Source organism: Paenibacillus sp. V4I9 (genome assembly GCF_030817295.1).
Classification (GTDB): domain Bacteria; phylum Bacillota; class Bacilli; order Paenibacillales; family NBRC-103111; genus Paenibacillus_E.
The window spans coordinates 7998238-8014329 of record NZ_JAUSZE010000001.1; the positions used below are offsets into that span (position 1 = coordinate 7998238).

Here is a 16092-nt window from a genome sequence, read left to right on the forward strand (position 1 = left end):
AAGTTGAAAATTAGAGCAAGCTTCGTAGCGATTGCGGTCATACTGGTCCTGCTCATGACGACTACGTATCTCATCGTGTCAAGGGGCATGGAGGCGAAGGATAGGCCGCTTATCCTCATTCCCAAGACGATCGACCCTCATGTTGAATTTTGGCGGGTTTTAAACCAAGGAGTGACTGCGGCGGCCAAAGAGTACAATACTGAGGTGAAAGTGATGGGTACGCCTTCCGAATCAGACATTGACGAGCAGATAAAGTTGGTGGAAGAGGCGATCGCATTGAAGCCGAAAGCCATCCTTTTGGCGGCAACGGATTATAACCGGTTGGTACCTGTTGCTCAAAGAATAATCAGCTCCGGCATTACGCTAATTACTGTGGACTCCGGCCTCGAAGGCGGCATTTCGACCAGTTTCATTGCAACGGATAATTATGCAGCAGGGCGCAAAGCAGTGGAAACGATGAGACGCTATGTCCAGGGACCAGCTAAGTATGCGATCGTCAGCTTTGTTAAAACTTCCACGACCCAGCTGGATAGGGAGAATGGGGTGAGAGACCATTTGAAGAATGATTCTTCCATACAGATTTTAGACACGTTATATAGTAATGGTTTTGAAGACAAAGCGTATGAGCAAACGAAACAGCTCCTTGCCGAACATTCGGATATTCGCGGCATTTTCGGATTGAATGAAGTTTCTACGGTAGGGGCTGCGAGGGCGTTGAAAGAGCTTGATCCTGAGCATAACATTAAGCTGGTCGGCTTCGACAGTTCGATGAATGAAATTGCTTTCCTGGAAGCGGGGACCCTGCAAGCAACCGTTGTGCAAAAACCTTTTAACATGGGATATTTAGCGGTGAAAACAGCACTTCAGGTTTATGATGGGGAAAATGTTAAAACCTCCATAGATACAGGCTCTGAGGTTATCACGAAAGAAAATATGTACACCAGAGAAAATCAAAAGCTGCTGTTTCCATTCGTTGAGAAATAGTAGGTGTGTGTCGTTTTATTAAGAAGCTCCTCCTTGTGGGGAGCTTTTTCGTGTTATTTAGACGAAGAAAACAGCACTTCTACAAATTTCCCGGGAAATATTGGGTTTAATGTCGAAAACAAAGAATCCTCGTTCACGTTTCAATTCTTGGAATCTTAACAGTTGCAGATGCCTCTTAGTTTGACTACGATAAAGATAGTCGAAAGAGAGAGGCTGGCGTTAACTATGCCTGATGTGTTACAGATTGGACCGTTTCAACTGCAAGGAAGATTACTGGCACTGCTGCTGGCATGTGCTTTGGGATTATGGCTAATCAGGAGGGTATCGCAGCGTTTGTTGAATGACACCCAAATCGTGATTGCCAAGCCTATTGAGGATCTTATTTTTAACAGTGCTATTATCGTTTTGTTGACCTGGAAGTTAGGGGTCATTGTGACGCAGCCATCCCTATTGTGGAACAATCCATTAAAGCTGCTCATGGTGTCTGGCTCGGGCACGGAGATTGTATTAGGTGTGCTGATAGCTTGTATCTACATGTACTACCAAATTGATAAAAATCGAACGCCACTCTTACTTGTACTGGATGTTATCGCAATTGGAATAACGGCTTCTGTTTTCCTATTCAGTGCACTGATTCCCGCATATGGACTGCCTACAACGGTACCTTGGGGCATTGGGGTCGAAGGAACGGTATCTCGTTTCCATCCTTATCACGTTTATATTTCGCTGCTTCTTGTGCCATTGCTTATTTGGCAGCATGTTATTGAACTGCGCAAGAGGACGCTGGGACAAGGCGTACTGCTCAAATATTCGCTGTTTTACGGGGGCGTGGCAGGGATGCTGGCCAGCTTTTTTGATGCTGCTAAACCGACACTGCTGTATCTTAGCTTAGCGCAGCTATTGTTTCTATTCATGCTCATCATTGGAATGCTTTTCCCCGTTTTGACACATAATACTAGCAGAAAGGAGCTGAGTGCAATGAGTCAAAACGATTCCAAGACGCAAATCCAGCAAGAACAGCAAAACCAAGAGCGCGAGAAGACCGCAACACCAGCAGGGAAAGAGGGCTTTGTTGATAAGAAACTGGATGGTCCAAACCGACCTTCCACATGAGTCCAGACAAGAATAAGGTGGCCAAATCAACTCAGGACCAGAGCAACCAGAACCAAAGCGATCTTGATCCGTTCGAGATTGAATTTCTCCCTCAATTCGAGCAGGGGCGCGGTCCGCGAGAAGCTTTTGTGAATGAGCATGGCGTCGTTATCGGCGATCATGATTATGAATCGGACAACTCCCCGCTAGAGCAGTGGACGGCTGAGACCGACCCTGAGGTCATGGCTGGAGACGAGTGGGTTCATCCTTTTAAGGATATAGGGTTCCAAAGTGCCGAGAATCGAGAATATTTTGAAAAAGGCATCGTGCCGCAAAGCGGTATCTTCATGCATCCGGATAAAGATGTTTCCTACGATCCGTACAAGGAAAAGATAAAGCAGAAGGAAGATGAAGCGGAAGCGTAAAAGCTTTCGCTTTATTTCTATTTAGGACATTGGACTTTGCTTTCACGGCTATCGGATGTATAATATAAGTGGTAACGATTACGTTTTGAGAGTAACTAATAAATCCTAAGGGGTGGCACATATGGCAATGTCTTTTGATTCTTACATGAAAGATATGGTTAAACCGATGAGAGAAGATTTGACTCGTCTGGGTATTACAGAGCTTCTTACACCAGAGCAAGTAGAAGAAGCGATTGAAAAATCGAAGGATGGCACGATGCTGTTAGTCGTCAATTCCGTTTGTGGTTGCGCAGCCGGCCAATGTCGTCCAGGTGTTGCCAAAGCACTTCAAAACGATACACTGCCAACGTACACATACACCGTGTTCGCTGGACAAGAGAAGGATGCAACAGCGAAAGCGCGTGAATTCTTGGCGCCATACCCGCCATCATCCCCTTCCATCGCATTATTCAAGAATGGTGAACTCGCACACTTCATTCAGCGTCACCAAATCGAAGACCGCTCCGCAGATATGATTGCTGGCGACTTAATTAATGCCTTCAATGAATTCTGCAAATAATAAATAGCATTAAGTATTAGTTTAAAGGTCCGCCTTGCAGTAGCTGCAATGGTGGCCTTTTGTTTTTTGGACTCAAGTCCGATGGATTTGTCTTTGAAATTTCAGGAATGAAAGTCTATACTAAATCTTAAAGAATGAATGGTTTCAAACTATAGAAAAGGTGGAGAGATGCATGAGTTTGCAAACGGAAATTATCGCGAAGCTCGGCGTTAAGCCGGAGATTGATGTGGATGAAGAAATCCGCAAACGTGTGGACTTTCTGAAAAACTATGTGCTGGGTGCGAATGCAAACGGCCTGCTGATTGCCATCAGCGGCGGCATCGACAGTGCTGTAGCTACGGGTTTATGCAAGCAAGCGACGGACGAGCTGACGGCCGAAAAGGGCAAAGAGTACAAAACCGTCGGTGTGTTTCAGCCATACGGTCAGCAGGTGGATATCGAAGATAGCTACGCGGTGGCCAAAGCCTTCGATTTGAAATATCAAATCGAGAATAATATTGAAGAAGCCGTCGACGAAATGGCCATTGAAGTCGAGTATGGTCTTAAGCATATCGGCGTCCACCAGCATGTAAGCCGCGGCGGCAAAGGCAACATCAAAGCGCGGACACGTATGGTCATGCAGTATGCTCTTGCTTTTGAGCTGGGACTGATCGTTGTAGGGACAGACCATGCATCTGAAGCAATCACTGGCTTCTTCACCAAATATGGCGACGGTGCGGTCGACATTACGCCGCTGAGCACGCTGAACAAGCGTCAAGTGCGTTCACTTGCCTCGAAGCTTGGCGTACCGCAAAGCGTGCTGGATAAAGCTCCTACAGCCGGACTTTGGGACGGTCAAACGGACGAGAACGAGCTGGGTATTACATACGGAGATAACAGTGACTACCTCGAAGGCAAGCAAATTGATGCTGCTGTGCAGGAGAAGCTGGAGAAGCAATATTTGAAAACGGAGCATAAACGAATCCCGATTCCGGGTGTGTAAGGCTCCGCAAAGACATAAAACAACCCCCGACCAAAGAGGTCTGGGGTTGTTATCGAGTATAAGTAAACCTATGGCATGCGCGCCCCGCGGGAGCTCTCGAGGAGAGTGTACCACTCTTCGCGAGTCATAGTTTCCGAAATTCGCACAGCATCTTGACAAGCTAGAACGCGCTCTGCGGAAGATGTGCCGATAACCGGCTGAATACGAGCAGGGTGTTTCATTAACCAGCCCAGTACGATGGATTCTGGTGTCGATTCTTTCTCATTGGCCATTTTCTGTACAAGTGCAGCTGTATTTTTGATCGTATCAGGTGCATCCTCCACAACTCTACCGGAGAATTTACCTTGAGCAAGAGGTCCCCAAGCTTGAATTTGGATATCTGCCATTTGGCAATGCTCGAGAATACCATCGGCGAAATTGATGCCTACGCCAGCCTTTTGGTTGACCAAGATGCCTTGCTCGACCCAGTCTAAGCGTGCTAAGCTCATCTCTAGTTGGTTAACTACAAGCGGCTCTGGAAGTGAATTTTGAATGAAACGCATTTGAGCGGAAGTCATGTTGGATACGCCGAAATGACGCACTTTTCCCGCTGATCTCAATTGGTTGAACGCTTCTGCGATCTCTTCCGGTTCCATGAGCGGATCTGGACGATGAAGCAGGAGGACGTCCAAATGTTCCACGCCTAGGCGCTGAAGAATGCCATCAACCGAACTCAGGATGTGGCCTTTGCTAAAGTCAAAACGCTGTGGATTTACATCGTCCTGAAAGCGAATCCCACATTTGGATTGAAGAATGATTTGGTCGCGCAGGTCGGGTCTTTTTTTGAGGATTTCTCCGAAAATAGACTCGGATTTACCTCTTTTATAAATATCAGCATGATCGAACATTGTAATGCCTATCGACAATGCAGCTTCTACAGCTTTCTCTGCGATGATGTAATCTTCCTTTGTATAAGGAGTCGAATTCCATTCCCCGCCAATTCCCATACATCCAAAAACGATTCTGCTGTTCGATATTCCACGTTTCTCAAGTGGCATGATTCTCATTATGTTGGCCTCCCAGCTTTTAAATCTATTCCCAGTATAACCCTAGTCGAGGCTCGGCAGAAGAGCTGAAAATAGTGTAACTTACTTACCTCGAAGTAAGCGTTGGGGGAGCGTCAGGTATGGACAAGCCATTCCTTCCCCCTTGACCGCAAGCAAGGAATCATGTAAATTGTACGCACAACGTTGCAAGAAAAGTGGGGCTCAGGTGTCTATGATTATTGGGGTCGGAACGGATTTAGTTGAAATTGCACGGCTTCGCAAAATGTTAGAGGGTTCTACGGGCGAAAGGTTTCTTGAGCGGATTTTGACGCCCCAGGAGAGAGAGTTGGCGCAGAGACGGCGAGGCCGACTTGCTGAGTTTGCTTCAGGCCGTTTTGCTGCTAAGGAGGCCATTGTCAAAGCAATTGGCTGCGGCATTGGCAAGCAAATTGGCTTTCAAGACGTCGAGGTGCTGCCAGATGAACTTGGCAAACCGGTATGCCTTGTGAACGAGGCTGCGCTGCTGCGAGCAGGCTTAATAGGCAGCCATCGCATCCATATTAGCATTACACATACGGAATCGATGGCTGCCGCCTATGCAATCGTGGAGAAGCTCTAAAGCGGTGACTACTTCTTCGAATTGAGCCAGTCGGATAGAAGTCCGATTTCCTCTTCGGAAATCGTGGTTTTATAGACAGGCATGCCGCCTCCGCCATTCTTGATCTTGTTCGCGATTTGCTCGCTGCTCAGTCTGCTGCCGACCTTTTGCAAATTCGTCTTAGGGCCGACTTTGCCAGCAAGATCAACGCCGTGGCAGCTGATGCACTTGTTCGTTGTGAAGAGCTCCTGCGCCTTCACGACCGCAGGGTTGCTCTCGGCTGCCGCGGTTGCTGCCGGTGTCTTCGTGGCGGCGCTGCCACCCGAAGCACCACCGCCGCAAGCGGCCAGGGCTAGAACCATCGACGCGATGACGAGCGCGCCGACCATGCGTCTATACCGCCGTACTGCGTGCAGCGGCGGTCTGGATGCTATGCCGGATTGCTGATCCTCCGGCATCTGATGTCCGTTCAGACTTGCGCGATCGCAAGCCTTTTTGCTTTGTTCCATACCGAGCTTCCTCCTATGCTGGGGTTAATTCAAACGAACTTCGCTCGTCCCTCTCTAACCCCATTTGGGTAGCAGCAAGCTTTGGCAGAGGGGGCGGCGGAGCGGGCATGCGGTAGAGTTCCAGAAAGATGCAAAAAGTGCAGCAAATATCTGCCTATTTGCAATTCTGCATATCTGCTCATTCCGGCTCATTTCGTGTTTCAGGTATGTACCCTATGCGAGCTAATCTTATCCACCAATGAAATTATGTTAGTACGTACTTATGAACTTACTTACTTATCCTCATTCCACTTACCGTCCCCAAACACGCAGCATATACCCGCTTAGAATAAGGCTAATGCCACCCATTCCTTCTAACACAACACCGGAGTAACCCAAATACCAAACGCCCATAAGCGCAGACAGGGCGAACAGCCAAAAGCCAAGGTAAACAAGTGGTCTACCTAGCAGGAGTCCGACCTGCACGAACCCGATGGCGAGAATGAACGCTCGCAGCACAGGTGCGAAGAGCGGGCTAACAGCGCCAATGGCCTCGAGCAGCGCAACGGCTGCAATGAGCATCGCTCCAGGCAGCACTAGAAGCGCTGGATGTCCCCAGCCGTTGCGCTCACCACCAGCACTTGCACCTGCATGCCCACCCGAGCCAGCTGATCTTTCACGCGCGCCTTCAGCAGAGTCAGCCCTAAATTCCTTACGCAGGCTCCATATCTGAACCAAGCTGGCCACAACCGCTGTGATAAAAGCCGCTTGCTTCAACCAATCCAAGTCGCGCCAATAGATCGCAAAATCGACAAGCGCGCTGAATATCCATTCCGCACCCCAAATGAACAGAAGCGGGATTAATGCGTTAGCTTGACCGATCCAGGCTTTTCTTTTATTCTCCAAGTCTTGCCGTTTGTTATTCTCGAAGTCCTGCTGATTCGTATTTGCCAAATCTGTTTGTTTTGAGTTTTGCATACATTCACCTCTAGTTTTATGTTCCACACTTCTCGTATAATGGAAACATGTCCATTCATTCATTATAACTGGAACGTGTCCCATAGAGAAGGAGAGCTCATGTACAGCGAAGAACAGAAGGTTTATTTTTCCCGAAATCTATTGGATTGGTACCAAACGCATAAACGGGATTTACCATGGCGAAGAAGCAAAAACCCTTATTATATATGGATTTCCGAAGTCATGCTGCAGCAAACCCGGGTGGATACGGTGATTCCGTATTTCCATCGCTTCGTCGATCAATTCCCAACGGTTGAAGCGTTGGCTACGGCGCCTGAGGAGAACGTGCTCAAAGCTTGGGAAGGGCTCGGCTATTACTCGCGCGCAAGAAACCTCCAAACGGCAGTCAGAGAAGTTCACGAACGTTATAACGGTATCGTCCCGCAAAATAAAGAGGAGATTTCCTCGCTCAAAGGCGTCGGCCCATACACCTCAGGAGCAATCCTCAGCATCGCCTACAATAAGCCCGAGCCAGCCGTGGATGGCAATGTTATGCGAGTCCTGTCGCGCTATTTTCTAATTGAAGAAGATATTATGAAGCCTGCAACACGGACCAAAATGGAGAAGCTGGCACGCGAACTCATCCTAGAAGGTACCGCAAGTGACTTCAATCAAGCATTGATGGAACTTGGGGCTATGGTATGTACGCCTCGTTCGCCGCACTGTTTGACTTGCCCTGTTATGGCACATTGCTCCGCGCGTGAAGCTGGCATGGAAGAAGTCCTGCCCATCAAAAAGAAAGCCAAACCCCCGCGTCCAGAACTGCGTGCAGTGGCTTTGATAGAGGGTACGGGTGAGAACGAAGGGAAATGGTTGATCAGGCAGCGTCCGCAAGAAGGATTGCTCGCGCGTATGTGGGAACTGCCGCATGTGGCCTGGAAGTCTGAGGGATGGAATTCGGATGAGGATAATAGGAGTGAGCTCCGTCAAGCCCTTGTAGATCAGGAACAAATCGGTATTCAACCGAACGAGTGGTTCATGGATACAGAACATATTTTCAGTCATATCGTTTGGAAAATGAAAGTATACCGTGCCAAGCTAAGTAACGCGAACCGCCCAAGTCATGGGGGAGAATGGATCCCTTTTCATTATCGCTGGGTAGGCCCAGAAGAGCTCGATCAATACGCTTTTCCAAACGTTTTTATACGGATTATGAAAGAGTGGCAGGAGAGAAACGAGGAGTAACTTCCTCCGTTTTCTCTTTTTTTATCGAATTTCACCCTTAATGGCATCCACATTTCTTAATGTGATTAACTTTTTATCAATCTGTATAAGTTCATCATCGAGGAGCTCCTGCAGCACCTTGGTTACAGACTCTCGCACAGTGCCAACCATATTAGCTAGCTGCTGATGTGTAAGTTTTACATTAATCAGAAGACCTTCCGGTGTAGGTACACCATGCTGCTCGGATAAACGGATAATGGTCTTCATGATACGGGAGCGAACCCCTAAGAACGTAAGATCGTAAATTTGATCATTAGCCCGACGCAGTCGTCCCATCGTGGTTTCTAGGAGCTTTAAGCATAGCTTAGGGCTCTTCTCCATGAACTGAGCGAATACCGTACGTTTAAGAATATAAAGAGTACAAGTCTCCATCGTTTCGGCGGTTGCTGACCGAGTATGACCGCTGCCTATCAAGGACATTTCTCCAAAGAAATCCCCATCACGAAACAAAGCTAAAATAATTTCCTTGGCTTCATCCAAGCGATATATTTTCACGACACCTGATTTAATAAGAAATAATTCTTCTCCTGTATCACCCTCGAGAAAAAGAATTCCGCCCTTTTTTGCTTTTTTTTCTGTGAATAAAGGGGCAATTGCCTGTAAATCTTCTTCCGAAAGTTCTTGAAATAAGGGGACATTTTGGAGTAAAGAAACGATTGTTTTCACCGGGCATTCATCTCATTTCGGCCATATTAAACGACCAGCTGTTCGCCACAGCTTGACCATGTCTATATCGTACAGCTTTCCAGTGTTTGCGTAAAGAACTTCCAGCGCGTGATGTGCGGGGATGGTCTTTTGTATAAAGGATTCAATAAAATCGTCCATAGTGGTATGAAAAAATAATCTTTCTATATATAACTTGCTTTAATGTGATAAAATCGTAAAAAAATGGGGGGTGTCTCTATGTATGGAATCATTAATTATGAGGTATTTTTGCTAACTGGAATTCTGCTGAATCTTATGCCTGGTGCAGACACCATGTATATTGTGGGAAGAAGTATTTCCCAGGGGAGAAATGCGGGTATTTATTCGGTTTATGGCATTATTAGTGGCTCTTTAATCCATACCTTACTAGTTGCTTTTGGTTTGTCAATCATACTGACAAAGTCACTTCTCCTATTCAATATCATAAAAATAGTTGGAGTCATCTATTTAGTTTATCTTGGAATTCGAATGTTACTTGATAAATCAAATGTAAACTTTAGTGCTGCTTCTGAATCTAATAAACAAAGTATACGCAAAATATTTACACAAGGGCTTTTGACCAGTCTAACAAATCCAAAAGTTTCTTTATTTTTCATTGCCTTTCTCCCGCAATTTATTGACAAAAAGGCTTCTGGTCCTATCCCATTTATCATTCTAGGGCTTACATTTACGTTCACTGGATTGCTATGGTGTCTCTTTATTGCCTATTTTTCTTCGCACATCACCAAAAAAGTAAGAGGATGCGCAAAGATTGGCACGGTTTTAAACAAAATAACGGGCATTATTTTTATTGGAATGGGATTAAAGCTGCTTCAAACCAAGGCTCCTCAATAAACCTCTTTTGCTAATGAAAGTAGGATATTTAAAGTCTGAATAGGTGTTTCATTGGATTTTATCCAATGAAATTCAGATACCACACAGCTTATGAGATCCAGTTTGTTCTATGAACTCCATAACTCATGACGGCCACTCTATGCTAATAGTGTTCCGTATCATGCAAAAAAGCGACCCCGCGGGGTCGCTTTCACTATGCACAGAGATTACTTCGCAGCGTCGTAACGTTTGCCAACTTCGTTCCAGTTCACAACGTTCCAGAAAGCCGCGATGTAATCAGGGCGTTTGTTTTGGTAGTTCAGGTAGTAAGCATGCTCCCACACATCAAGACCAAGAACCGGCGTTTCGCCTTCCATGATCGGGCTGTCTTGGTTAGGCAAGCTGTACACTTTCAATTTGCCAGCTTTGTCAACAGCTAGGAAAGCCCAGCCGGAGCCAAAACGTGTTGTAGCTGCTGCTGCGAAGTCTGCTTTGAACTTGTCAAAGCCGCCAAGCTCGCTCTCGATAGCTGCTGCTAATGCGCCAGTAGGTGCTCCGCCAGCTTCTGGTCCGATTGTTTCCCAGAACAGGGAGTGGTTCGCGTGTCCGCCACCATTGTTGCGAACAGCAGTACGGATATCTTCAGGAAGGCTGTTCAGGTCAGCGATCAGGTCGTTTAAGGATTTGTCATGCAGAGCAGGGTGTTTGTCCAGAGCTGCATTCAGGTTGGTTACATAGGCGTTATGGTGACGATCGTGGTGAATTTCCATCGTTTTGGCATCGATGTGTGGCTCAAGTGCGTTGTTCGCGTACGGAAGAGCTGGTAATTGATGTGCCATTGTATAAATACCTCCTAAAATTATGTAGTTTCAACTTCATTATGAAGGAATTTCGATAATAAAGCAACATGTATGTTTACTAAGTCAGACGCCGCGACGTTCAATTTCCTGGATGATTTGACTGTGGATATGGGTTCCTTGTTCATTGAGCCAAGGGGATAAATCACTCATTGCTCTGTGATTATATTGGAGTTCGATCTCCGTCCATTCACTAGGCTTCATAGAGCTTAACTCCTGGAAATCACGTATATTTCGTGGGTATGACGCCGCGGAATCATCTTTGTTTGACATGGATTCACCTCCCATTCTTTGCACATCCTTCTTTAAAATCCGACGTTATCCCGATTTTTATACATGAGGTGATATATGTTGGAACAAAATAAAAGCAAAATAATTGAAACAATTTGATGAAAACGCTTGCATTTAAGCGCTTTCAAGAGGAAAACCGAAAAAAACTAAGTTTTTTGTGAATTTTGACACATTTTTAGCAGGATTCCGCACTTTTTTGTCGTATTTACTACTTTACCAAAAAATTATTCCTAACAAATAAAAGTGGAATTGGGAGAGAACCGTATGCACGTTCGTTCATTTCAGCTTGGTGATACCTCTTCGGTGAAGACACTTCTGCAGGATGTTTTATCGGAAACCTGCTATGAGGAAACGATTGAAGCTTTTGCACGTCAACTATCATGGGATACAGAGCTTGTTTTAATCGCTCAAGAAGAAGAGCAAGTTGTAGGCATGATTATCGGTACGATTGATAACAACAATGGCTACTATTATCGGATCGCAGTTGCAACAGAGTATCAACGCAAAGGTATCGGTAAAGCTTTGATCGAAGCAATGAAGCAAAGGTTCCTTCATCGGAACGTGAAGAAGATTATGGTAACGGTGGATGTCCATAATGAAATGGTGCTGCCTGTGTACGAGTCTGCTGGTTACAGCACATCGGACTTTTCCCGTACCGCACATCGTCTCAGCATTGTGAAGAAAGTCAGTGTTTAACTGATCGTTCGGATGTCCATGAAATGAATAGATTTGGAACGAGGGAAGCATATCTGTGCCGCCATTGCAATTGGGGGTCAGATATGCTTTTCTATATAATAGGGGAACTTTTCGGCAGCTATGAATAGAGGAGCTTTGGACATGGATAACTTCGCGCCGTATGTGATAAAAAGCTTCAAACATGATGGACATCTTCACCGGATGTGGCTGACGAATTGGCGAGTACCGCATCACATCCTTCATGCCGATCATCAGCAGCAAGAAATGATGGTGTTTATTAACAGCCAGACCAAGATTCAGGAAGCTGACGGCAAGGAGTGGGTTAGCCGCATTCCAGGGGTATCTTTTTTTATTCCTAAAATGTGGTTTAATATTGTTGCGCTTATAGAAGAAACAGGTGTTAGATACTACTGCAATGTTGCATCTCCACTGTATGTGACCCAGCAAGTACTGACTTATATTGACTACGACCTTGATGTTATTCGGATGCCGGATCGTTCCGTGCATATCGTGGATCAAGATGAATATGAACGCCATAAACTGAATTATCACTATTCTTCTCTTGTGGAAACGAAGGTGAAGGAAGGTCTTGCAGCTTTACTCGCGCTGGTGAACGCGGACAAGCCGCCGTTTCAAGATGATATGGTTATGAATTATTACGAGCAGTGGGAAAAGTATAAGAACGGAGGAGCATAAATGAGCTTCTTTGTAGGACGCAGTGAATCGAATAAGGCAGCTTCTCAGCCTAAGAACTATAATGAGGCTAGAAGCCTAACCCATGAGCTATGGGATTGGACGAAATCCATTCTTGTAGCTCTTCTTGTCGTGATCCTTGTACACCAATTCGGATTCAATCTCTCCACGGTTCGAGGTCACTCGATGCAGCCCACCTTGCAAGAGGGGGATTGGTTGTTCGTGAACAAAGCTATTACGTATTTGAAAGCACCCAAACGCGGAGAGATTGTCATTCTCAAAGAGTCTGAGGAGTTTGTTACTGTGACGCATCCTTTTTTGGTTAAAAGGATTGTCGCGATTGCAGGCGACGAGGTGCAGGGCCGAGCCGGTTTTCTTTATATAAACGGCGACAAGATTGAGGAGCCATATACAGACACGCTCATCGAGGACGGAAACTTTGGACCGACACGCGTCGGGCAAGGCCACGTCTTCGTGATGGGCGATAACCGCCATGCGGCGGCAAGTGGCGACAGCCGCAGGTTCGGGGCTGTTCCTATCGGCCTGATCGAAGGAAGGGCCGAATATGTGCTGTGGCCATTCGCGATGGCCAAGAAGCTTTAAAGGTAACGGAAGCGAAAGAAGAGAGAGGTGAGAGGGTTGGCGGTTTCCATAGCAGCAGGAACAGATGCGGATTGGCGCAGGCTACAACAAGAGATCGTGGAAGCCGCGTCGTCCCTCGGTATTGATAAGATCGGCTTCACGTCAGCTGAACCGTTCATGGAACTGAAAGAGATCCTTCTCCGCCATAGGGAGAAGGGGTTTGAATCCGGCTTCGAAGAGCCGGATATCGAGAAGCGGGTACATCCAAGCTTAAGCTTCGACACGCCGCAGTCGATCATTTCCATCGCTGTTGCGTACCCGTCGAAACTTCCAAACCCTCCCCGATCCGAGCCAGGAGCTTATCGGGGAATTATCTCACGCTCCTCGTGGGGGAGCGATTACCACGATGTGCTTCGCGATAGGCTCGCGAAGCTGGAGGCTTTCATCGCGCAGCGCGTGCCTGACGCAAGACTACAAAGCATGGTCGACACCGGTGCGCTGGTCGACCGGGCCGTAGCCGAGCGGGCTGGGATCGGATGGACTGGCAAAAATTGCGCCGTCATCACCCCCGAGTGGGGATCATGGGTTTATTTGGGCGAAATGATCACGAATATACCGTTTACATCCGATACATCTATTATGGATCAGTGCGGGGACTGCACGATCTGTATCGATGCTTGTCCTACGGGAGCGCTGGTCGGACCAGGGCAGCTGAATTCAAGCCGCTGCATCTCCTTCATCACGCAGACCAAAGGCTATGTCGATGATGAGTTTAAGCTCAAAATCGGCAACCGCCTCTACGGCTGTGACACCTGCCAGATCGTCTGTCCGATGAACAAGGGGATGAACTGGACGCATCATCCCGAGCTAGAGCCTGACCCTGAAAAGGTCAAGCCGTTATTAATCCCCTTGCTGACCATGTCGAACAAGGATTTCAAAGAACAGTACGGGCGCATCGCAGCGTCCTGGAGAGGCAAGAAGCCGATCCAGCGCAATGCGATTATCGCCCTCGGGAATTTCAAGGACAGGACAGCTGTACCCGTCCTAAGAGAGCTGCTGCTGACCGATCCGCGCCCTGAGATCAGGGCTGCGGCAGCGTGGGCGCTAGGGCGGATTGGCGGCGAAGACGCGGCGGCTGCTCTCGATAAAGCCAGAGCAGCCGAGCAGGAACCCGCTGCTCTGCAGGATATCGAGAAGGCATTCGACGTTATAAGCCATTCTACAGCTGATAAGGGGGAGAAAGAGCAGATATGACACAGCAACAGACACAAGCTGCGACCGTCCTTTCCTATACGGAGGTTAATTCTCCAATGCCTCACGGCTCGAACCGGTTGTGCAGCAGTTGGAGCAGTATTTTAGAAGAGAACGTTTAAGCTTTGAGGGTGAACTGGATTTACAGGGAACTGAATTTCAGAAACAAGTCTGGACAGCACTGCTTTCTATTCCATATGGAGAAATAGTTTCCTATAAACATATTGCAGAAGCCATAGGTTCACCGAAAGCCGTTAGAGCGGTTGGTGGAGCTAACAATAAAAATCCAATTCCAGTCATTATCCCCTGTCATCGCATCATTGGCGCTAGTGGCGATCTTGTTGGCTACGGCGGAGGTCTTCCAATTAAAGTACTCTTGCTCGATTTGGAACGAAGCTCGAATACGGTTATAACTAATAAATAAAACATGGAGTGAATCCTATGAAATATGTGCATTTGGATTCCGTTGAGCCGGGTCAATTTTTGGGCCGAACGATATTTGCCAGCAATGGAGCTATTTTGCTCTCAGAAGATGTGCAATTAACGGTGTTTATGATTAACACGCTTAACCGAATCGGAGTCACAATGATTTACATCAAAGACCCGAACCTAGAGGATGTAGAAATCCCGGAAATCCTTTCGGATGAAACCAAACGTATCGTTATGCAGCAAATGGGCCAAACGTTCGCTGCTATCAAGTCGGGTAAGGAATTTAACTCGCGCGCTATGAGTATTTCGATTAACACGCTGCTGGATGAGATCATGAAAAATCGTGATGTGCTCGTGCAGTTGACGGATATTCGTACGCAGGATAACGAGATGTATGTCCATGCAACGAATGTCTGTATGATGGCCGTGCTCATTGGAATTAACATGGGATTCAATGGAACCCAATTGAAGGAGCTCGCCATTGGTGCGCTTCTGCATGATGTGGGTAAGGTGGAGCTTGTTTGCGATGATGAATCGCTCGACATGAAGAAGCATCATACTTGGCGCGGCTTCGAGCTTCTGAAGAACAAGCGTGAATTCAGCCTGCTCATTGCCCATGTGGCCTTCCAGCATCATGAAACGCTTAACGGCCAAGGGGTTCCAAGAGGACTTATGAGTGAAGATATTCATATTTATGCGAGAATTACAGCCGTTGCGAATATGTACGATAATCTGCTCTTTGATGTCTCTTTAGGGCGTCGTATGCTGCCGCATGAGGCTTGCGAGCATATGATGGCGCTAGCGGAGACCAAGCTTGATCGCGATGTTTTGATCCAGTTTCTGAAAATCGTCTCGATCTATCCAACGGGGGCTTCCGTTCGTTTGTCCAATCGGGAAACGGGTGTCGTGGTCGGACAGCATAGAGGACTACCAAGCCGTCCAATTGTTAGAATCGTGAAGCAGGATGCGATGGACAAGGCGCTGGATATCAAAGAAATTGATCTGGCCAAGCATACGACCATTTTCATCGAACAGGTTCTGTCATAAAGGGGTAGTCATTTGTAAAAAGATAAACAGAAATGATATGATAAAGCAAGCAATCGATACCAATTTGTACATGCAGGGGGCATAAATATGTGGAGTTATCTGATTCCCATTCTCACGTTAATTGTTGGCTTGGTCGGTGGGTTCTTCATCGGCGTATTCTATTTAAAAAGACAGCTGGAATCCATGCAGAACAATCCGGAAATGCTGCAAAAAATGGCCAAGCAAATGGGCTACAACATGAATAAGCAGCAGCTAAATAAAGCACAGCAAATGATGAAAAACCAAAAGTGGAAATAAGACGTAGGGTTAGAATAACCCTTCAAAAGGGCTTTGC

Annotated in this window: 22 protein-coding genes; 16 read left to right on the top strand and 6 right to left on the bottom strand. The window is 46.8% G+C overall.

Features of this window, described 5'->3' with window-relative positions; genetic code table 11:
• The first annotated feature begins 3 nt into the window (after positions 1-3).
• The 5 genes from QFZ81_RS36850 (at position 4) to nadE (ending at position 4042) form a co-directional block, all read left to right on the top strand.
• Positions 4-984: a substrate-binding domain-containing protein gene (locus QFZ81_RS36850; RefSeq protein ID WP_373463759.1), complete on the top strand. Its 981-nt coding sequence runs from the start codon at positions 4-6 to the stop codon at positions 982-984.
• 225 nt (positions 985-1209) lie between these two features.
• Positions 1210-2097: a prolipoprotein diacylglyceryl transferase family protein gene (locus QFZ81_RS36855; protein WP_307606724.1), complete on the top strand. Its 888-nt coding sequence runs from the start codon at positions 1210-1212 to the stop codon at positions 2095-2097.
• Entirely contained in the window at positions 2094-2501 is a 408-nt protein-coding gene (locus QFZ81_RS36860; RefSeq protein ID WP_307606725.1) for a DUF3905 domain-containing protein, read from the top strand. The genes QFZ81_RS36855 and QFZ81_RS36860 overlap by 4 nt, the downstream gene beginning before the upstream one ends.
• Positions 2502-2622: 121 nt before the next feature.
• Positions 2623-3060: a BrxA/BrxB family bacilliredoxin gene (locus QFZ81_RS36865; RefSeq protein ID WP_047687537.1), complete on the top strand. Its 438-nt coding sequence runs from the start codon at positions 2623-2625 to the stop codon at positions 3058-3060.
• Positions 3061-3232: 172 nt separating this feature from the next.
• Complete coding sequence (gene nadE / locus QFZ81_RS36870; RefSeq protein ID WP_307606728.1) at positions 3233-4042, top strand: ammonia-dependent NAD(+) synthetase; 810 nt, start codon at positions 3233-3235, stop codon at positions 4040-4042.
• Positions 4043-4110: 68 nt separating this feature from the next.
• Here the strand turns inward: nadE and QFZ81_RS36875 are convergent, their stop codons facing one another.
• Positions 4111-5088, bottom strand: coding sequence for an aldo/keto reductase (locus QFZ81_RS36875; protein WP_307435504.1), 978 nt, complete (start codon positions 5086-5088; stop codon positions 4111-4113).
• 211 nt (positions 5089-5299) lie between these two features.
• On the opposite strand from QFZ81_RS36875, the gene acpS reads away from it, so the two are divergent.
• Positions 5300-5686, top strand: a complete 387-nt coding sequence (gene acpS, locus QFZ81_RS36880) for a holo-ACP synthase (RefSeq protein WP_029194509.1) — start codon at positions 5300-5302, stop codon at positions 5684-5686.
• A gap of 8 nt (positions 5687-5694) precedes the next feature.
• On the opposite strand, the gene QFZ81_RS36885 is transcribed toward acpS, so the two are convergent.
• The gene (locus QFZ81_RS36885; RefSeq protein WP_307606730.1) at positions 5695-6174 is read right to left on the bottom strand and encodes a c-type cytochrome; all 480 of its coding nucleotides are present in this window, start codon (positions 6172-6174) and stop codon (positions 5695-5697) included.
• A gap of 291 nt (positions 6175-6465) precedes the next feature.
• Positions 6466-7131, bottom strand: coding sequence for a hypothetical protein (locus QFZ81_RS36890; RefSeq protein ID WP_307435499.1), 666 nt, complete (start codon positions 7129-7131; stop codon positions 6466-6468).
• A 99-nt stretch (positions 7132-7230) separates the two neighbouring features.
• On the opposite strand from QFZ81_RS36890, the gene mutY reads away from it, so the two are divergent.
• A complete protein-coding gene (mutY, locus tag QFZ81_RS36895; protein WP_307435496.1) occupies positions 7231-8355 on the top strand; it encodes an A/G-specific adenine glycosylase in 1125 nt (374 codons plus the stop codon).
• A gap of 21 nt (positions 8356-8376) precedes the next feature.
• Here mutY and QFZ81_RS36900 read toward each other — a convergent pair whose 3' ends face one another.
• Entirely contained in the window at positions 8377-9060 is a 684-nt protein-coding gene (locus tag QFZ81_RS36900) for a Crp/Fnr family transcriptional regulator (protein WP_307435493.1), read from the bottom strand.
• A gap of 237 nt (positions 9061-9297) precedes the next feature.
• Between QFZ81_RS36900 and QFZ81_RS36905 the strand changes: the two genes are divergently transcribed.
• Positions 9298-9933, top strand: a complete 636-nt coding sequence (locus tag QFZ81_RS36905; protein WP_307435490.1) for a LysE family translocator — start codon at positions 9298-9300, stop codon at positions 9931-9933.
• Between the two features lie 206 nt (positions 9934-10139).
• Here the strand turns inward: QFZ81_RS36905 and QFZ81_RS36910 are convergent, their stop codons facing one another.
• Positions 10140-10751 (bottom strand): superoxide dismutase, encoded by a 612-nt coding sequence (locus tag QFZ81_RS36910; RefSeq protein ID WP_029194504.1) that lies wholly within the window; start codon positions 10749-10751, stop codon positions 10140-10142.
• Between the two features lie 84 nt (positions 10752-10835).
• On the bottom strand, positions 10836-11042 hold the full coding sequence (locus QFZ81_RS36915; protein ID WP_047687546.1) for a hypothetical protein: 207 nt from the start codon (positions 11040-11042) through the stop codon (positions 10836-10838).
• 282 nt (positions 11043-11324) lie between these two features.
• Here QFZ81_RS36915 and QFZ81_RS36920 point away from each other — a divergent pair, with 282 nt between their 5' ends.
• From QFZ81_RS36920 to QFZ81_RS36955, 8 genes are all read left to right on the top strand, one after another.
• Positions 11325-11756: a GNAT family N-acetyltransferase gene (locus tag QFZ81_RS36920; protein ID WP_057303466.1), complete on the top strand. Its 432-nt coding sequence runs from the start codon at positions 11325-11327 to the stop codon at positions 11754-11756.
• A gap of 141 nt (positions 11757-11897) precedes the next feature.
• Entirely contained in the window at positions 11898-12452 is a 555-nt protein-coding gene (locus QFZ81_RS36925) for a DUF402 domain-containing protein (RefSeq protein ID WP_307435482.1), read from the top strand.
• Positions 12453-13052, top strand: coding sequence for a signal peptidase I (gene lepB / locus QFZ81_RS36930; RefSeq protein WP_307435479.1), 600 nt, complete (start codon positions 12453-12455; stop codon positions 13050-13052).
• Positions 13053-13088: 36 nt separating this feature from the next.
• Complete coding sequence (gene queG, locus QFZ81_RS36935) at positions 13089-14285, top strand: tRNA epoxyqueuosine(34) reductase QueG (RefSeq protein WP_307435477.1); 1197 nt, start codon at positions 13089-13091, stop codon at positions 14283-14285.
• Positions 14282-14404: a hypothetical protein gene (locus QFZ81_RS36940; protein WP_307435475.1), complete on the top strand. Its 123-nt coding sequence runs from the start codon at positions 14282-14284 to the stop codon at positions 14402-14404. Before queG ends, QFZ81_RS36940 begins: the two co-directional genes overlap by 4 nt.
• Positions 14374-14706 (top strand): methylated-DNA--[protein]-cysteine S-methyltransferase, encoded by a 333-nt coding sequence (locus tag QFZ81_RS36945; RefSeq protein ID WP_307606731.1) that lies wholly within the window; start codon positions 14374-14376, stop codon positions 14704-14706. The genes QFZ81_RS36940 and QFZ81_RS36945 overlap by 31 nt, the downstream gene beginning before the upstream one ends.
• A 17-nt stretch (positions 14707-14723) precedes the next feature.
• Positions 14724-15758, top strand: a complete 1035-nt coding sequence (locus QFZ81_RS36950) for an HD-GYP domain-containing protein (protein ID WP_307606734.1) — start codon at positions 14724-14726, stop codon at positions 15756-15758.
• Positions 15759-15845: 87 nt separating this feature from the next.
• Positions 15846-16055, top strand: coding sequence for a YneF family protein (locus tag QFZ81_RS36955; RefSeq protein WP_036632513.1), 210 nt, complete (start codon positions 15846-15848; stop codon positions 16053-16055).
• The last annotated feature ends 37 nt before the right edge of the window (positions 16056-16092 follow it).

Bases quoted from the DNA above. Each gene is read 5' to 3' on its own strand.
- QFZ81_RS36855 (WP_307606724.1), top strand. From the start codon at position 1,210: ATGCCTGATGTGTTACAGATTGGACCGTTTCAACTGCAAGGAAGATTA.
- QFZ81_RS36860 (WP_307606725.1), top strand. From the start codon at position 2,094: ATGAGTCCAGACAAGAATAAGGTGGCCAAATCAACTCAGGACCAGAGC.
- QFZ81_RS36865 (WP_047687537.1), top strand. From the start codon at position 2,623: ATGGCAATGTCTTTTGATTCTTACATGAAAGATATGGTTAAACCGATG.
- nadE (WP_307606728.1), top strand. From the start codon at position 3,233: ATGAGTTTGCAAACGGAAATTATCGCGAAGCTCGGCGTTAAGCCGGAG.
- QFZ81_RS36875 (WP_307435504.1), bottom strand. From the start codon at position 5,088: ATGAGAATCATGCCACTTGAGAAACGTGGAATATCGAACAGCAGAATC.
- acpS (WP_029194509.1), top strand. From the start codon at position 5,300: ATGATTATTGGGGTCGGAACGGATTTAGTTGAAATTGCACGGCTTCGC.
- QFZ81_RS36885 (WP_307606730.1), bottom strand. From the start codon at position 6,174: ATGGAACAAAGCAAAAAGGCTTGCGATCGCGCAAGTCTGAACGGACAT.
- QFZ81_RS36890 (WP_307435499.1), bottom strand. From the start codon at position 7,131: ATGCAAAACTCAAAACAAACAGATTTGGCAAATACGAATCAGCAGGAC.
- mutY (WP_307435496.1), top strand. From the start codon at position 7,231: ATGTACAGCGAAGAACAGAAGGTTTATTTTTCCCGAAATCTATTGGAT.
- QFZ81_RS36905 (WP_307435490.1), top strand. From the start codon at position 9,298: ATGTATGGAATCATTAATTATGAGGTATTTTTGCTAACTGGAATTCTG.
- QFZ81_RS36910 (WP_029194504.1), bottom strand. From the start codon at position 10,751: ATGGCACATCAATTACCAGCTCTTCCGTACGCGAACAACGCACTTGAG.
- QFZ81_RS36915 (WP_047687546.1), bottom strand. From the start codon at position 11,042: ATGTCAAACAAAGATGATTCCGCGGCGTCATACCCACGAAATATACGT.
- QFZ81_RS36920 (WP_057303466.1), top strand. From the start codon at position 11,325: ATGCACGTTCGTTCATTTCAGCTTGGTGATACCTCTTCGGTGAAGACA.
- QFZ81_RS36925 (WP_307435482.1), top strand. From the start codon at position 11,898: ATGGATAACTTCGCGCCGTATGTGATAAAAAGCTTCAAACATGATGGA.
- lepB (WP_307435479.1), top strand. From the start codon at position 12,453: ATGAGCTTCTTTGTAGGACGCAGTGAATCGAATAAGGCAGCTTCTCAG.
- QFZ81_RS36940 (WP_307435475.1), top strand. From the start codon at position 14,282: ATGACACAGCAACAGACACAAGCTGCGACCGTCCTTTCCTATACGGAG.
- QFZ81_RS36950 (WP_307606734.1), top strand. From the start codon at position 14,724: ATGAAATATGTGCATTTGGATTCCGTTGAGCCGGGTCAATTTTTGGGC.
- QFZ81_RS36955 (WP_036632513.1), top strand. From the start codon at position 15,846: ATGTGGAGTTATCTGATTCCCATTCTCACGTTAATTGTTGGCTTGGTC.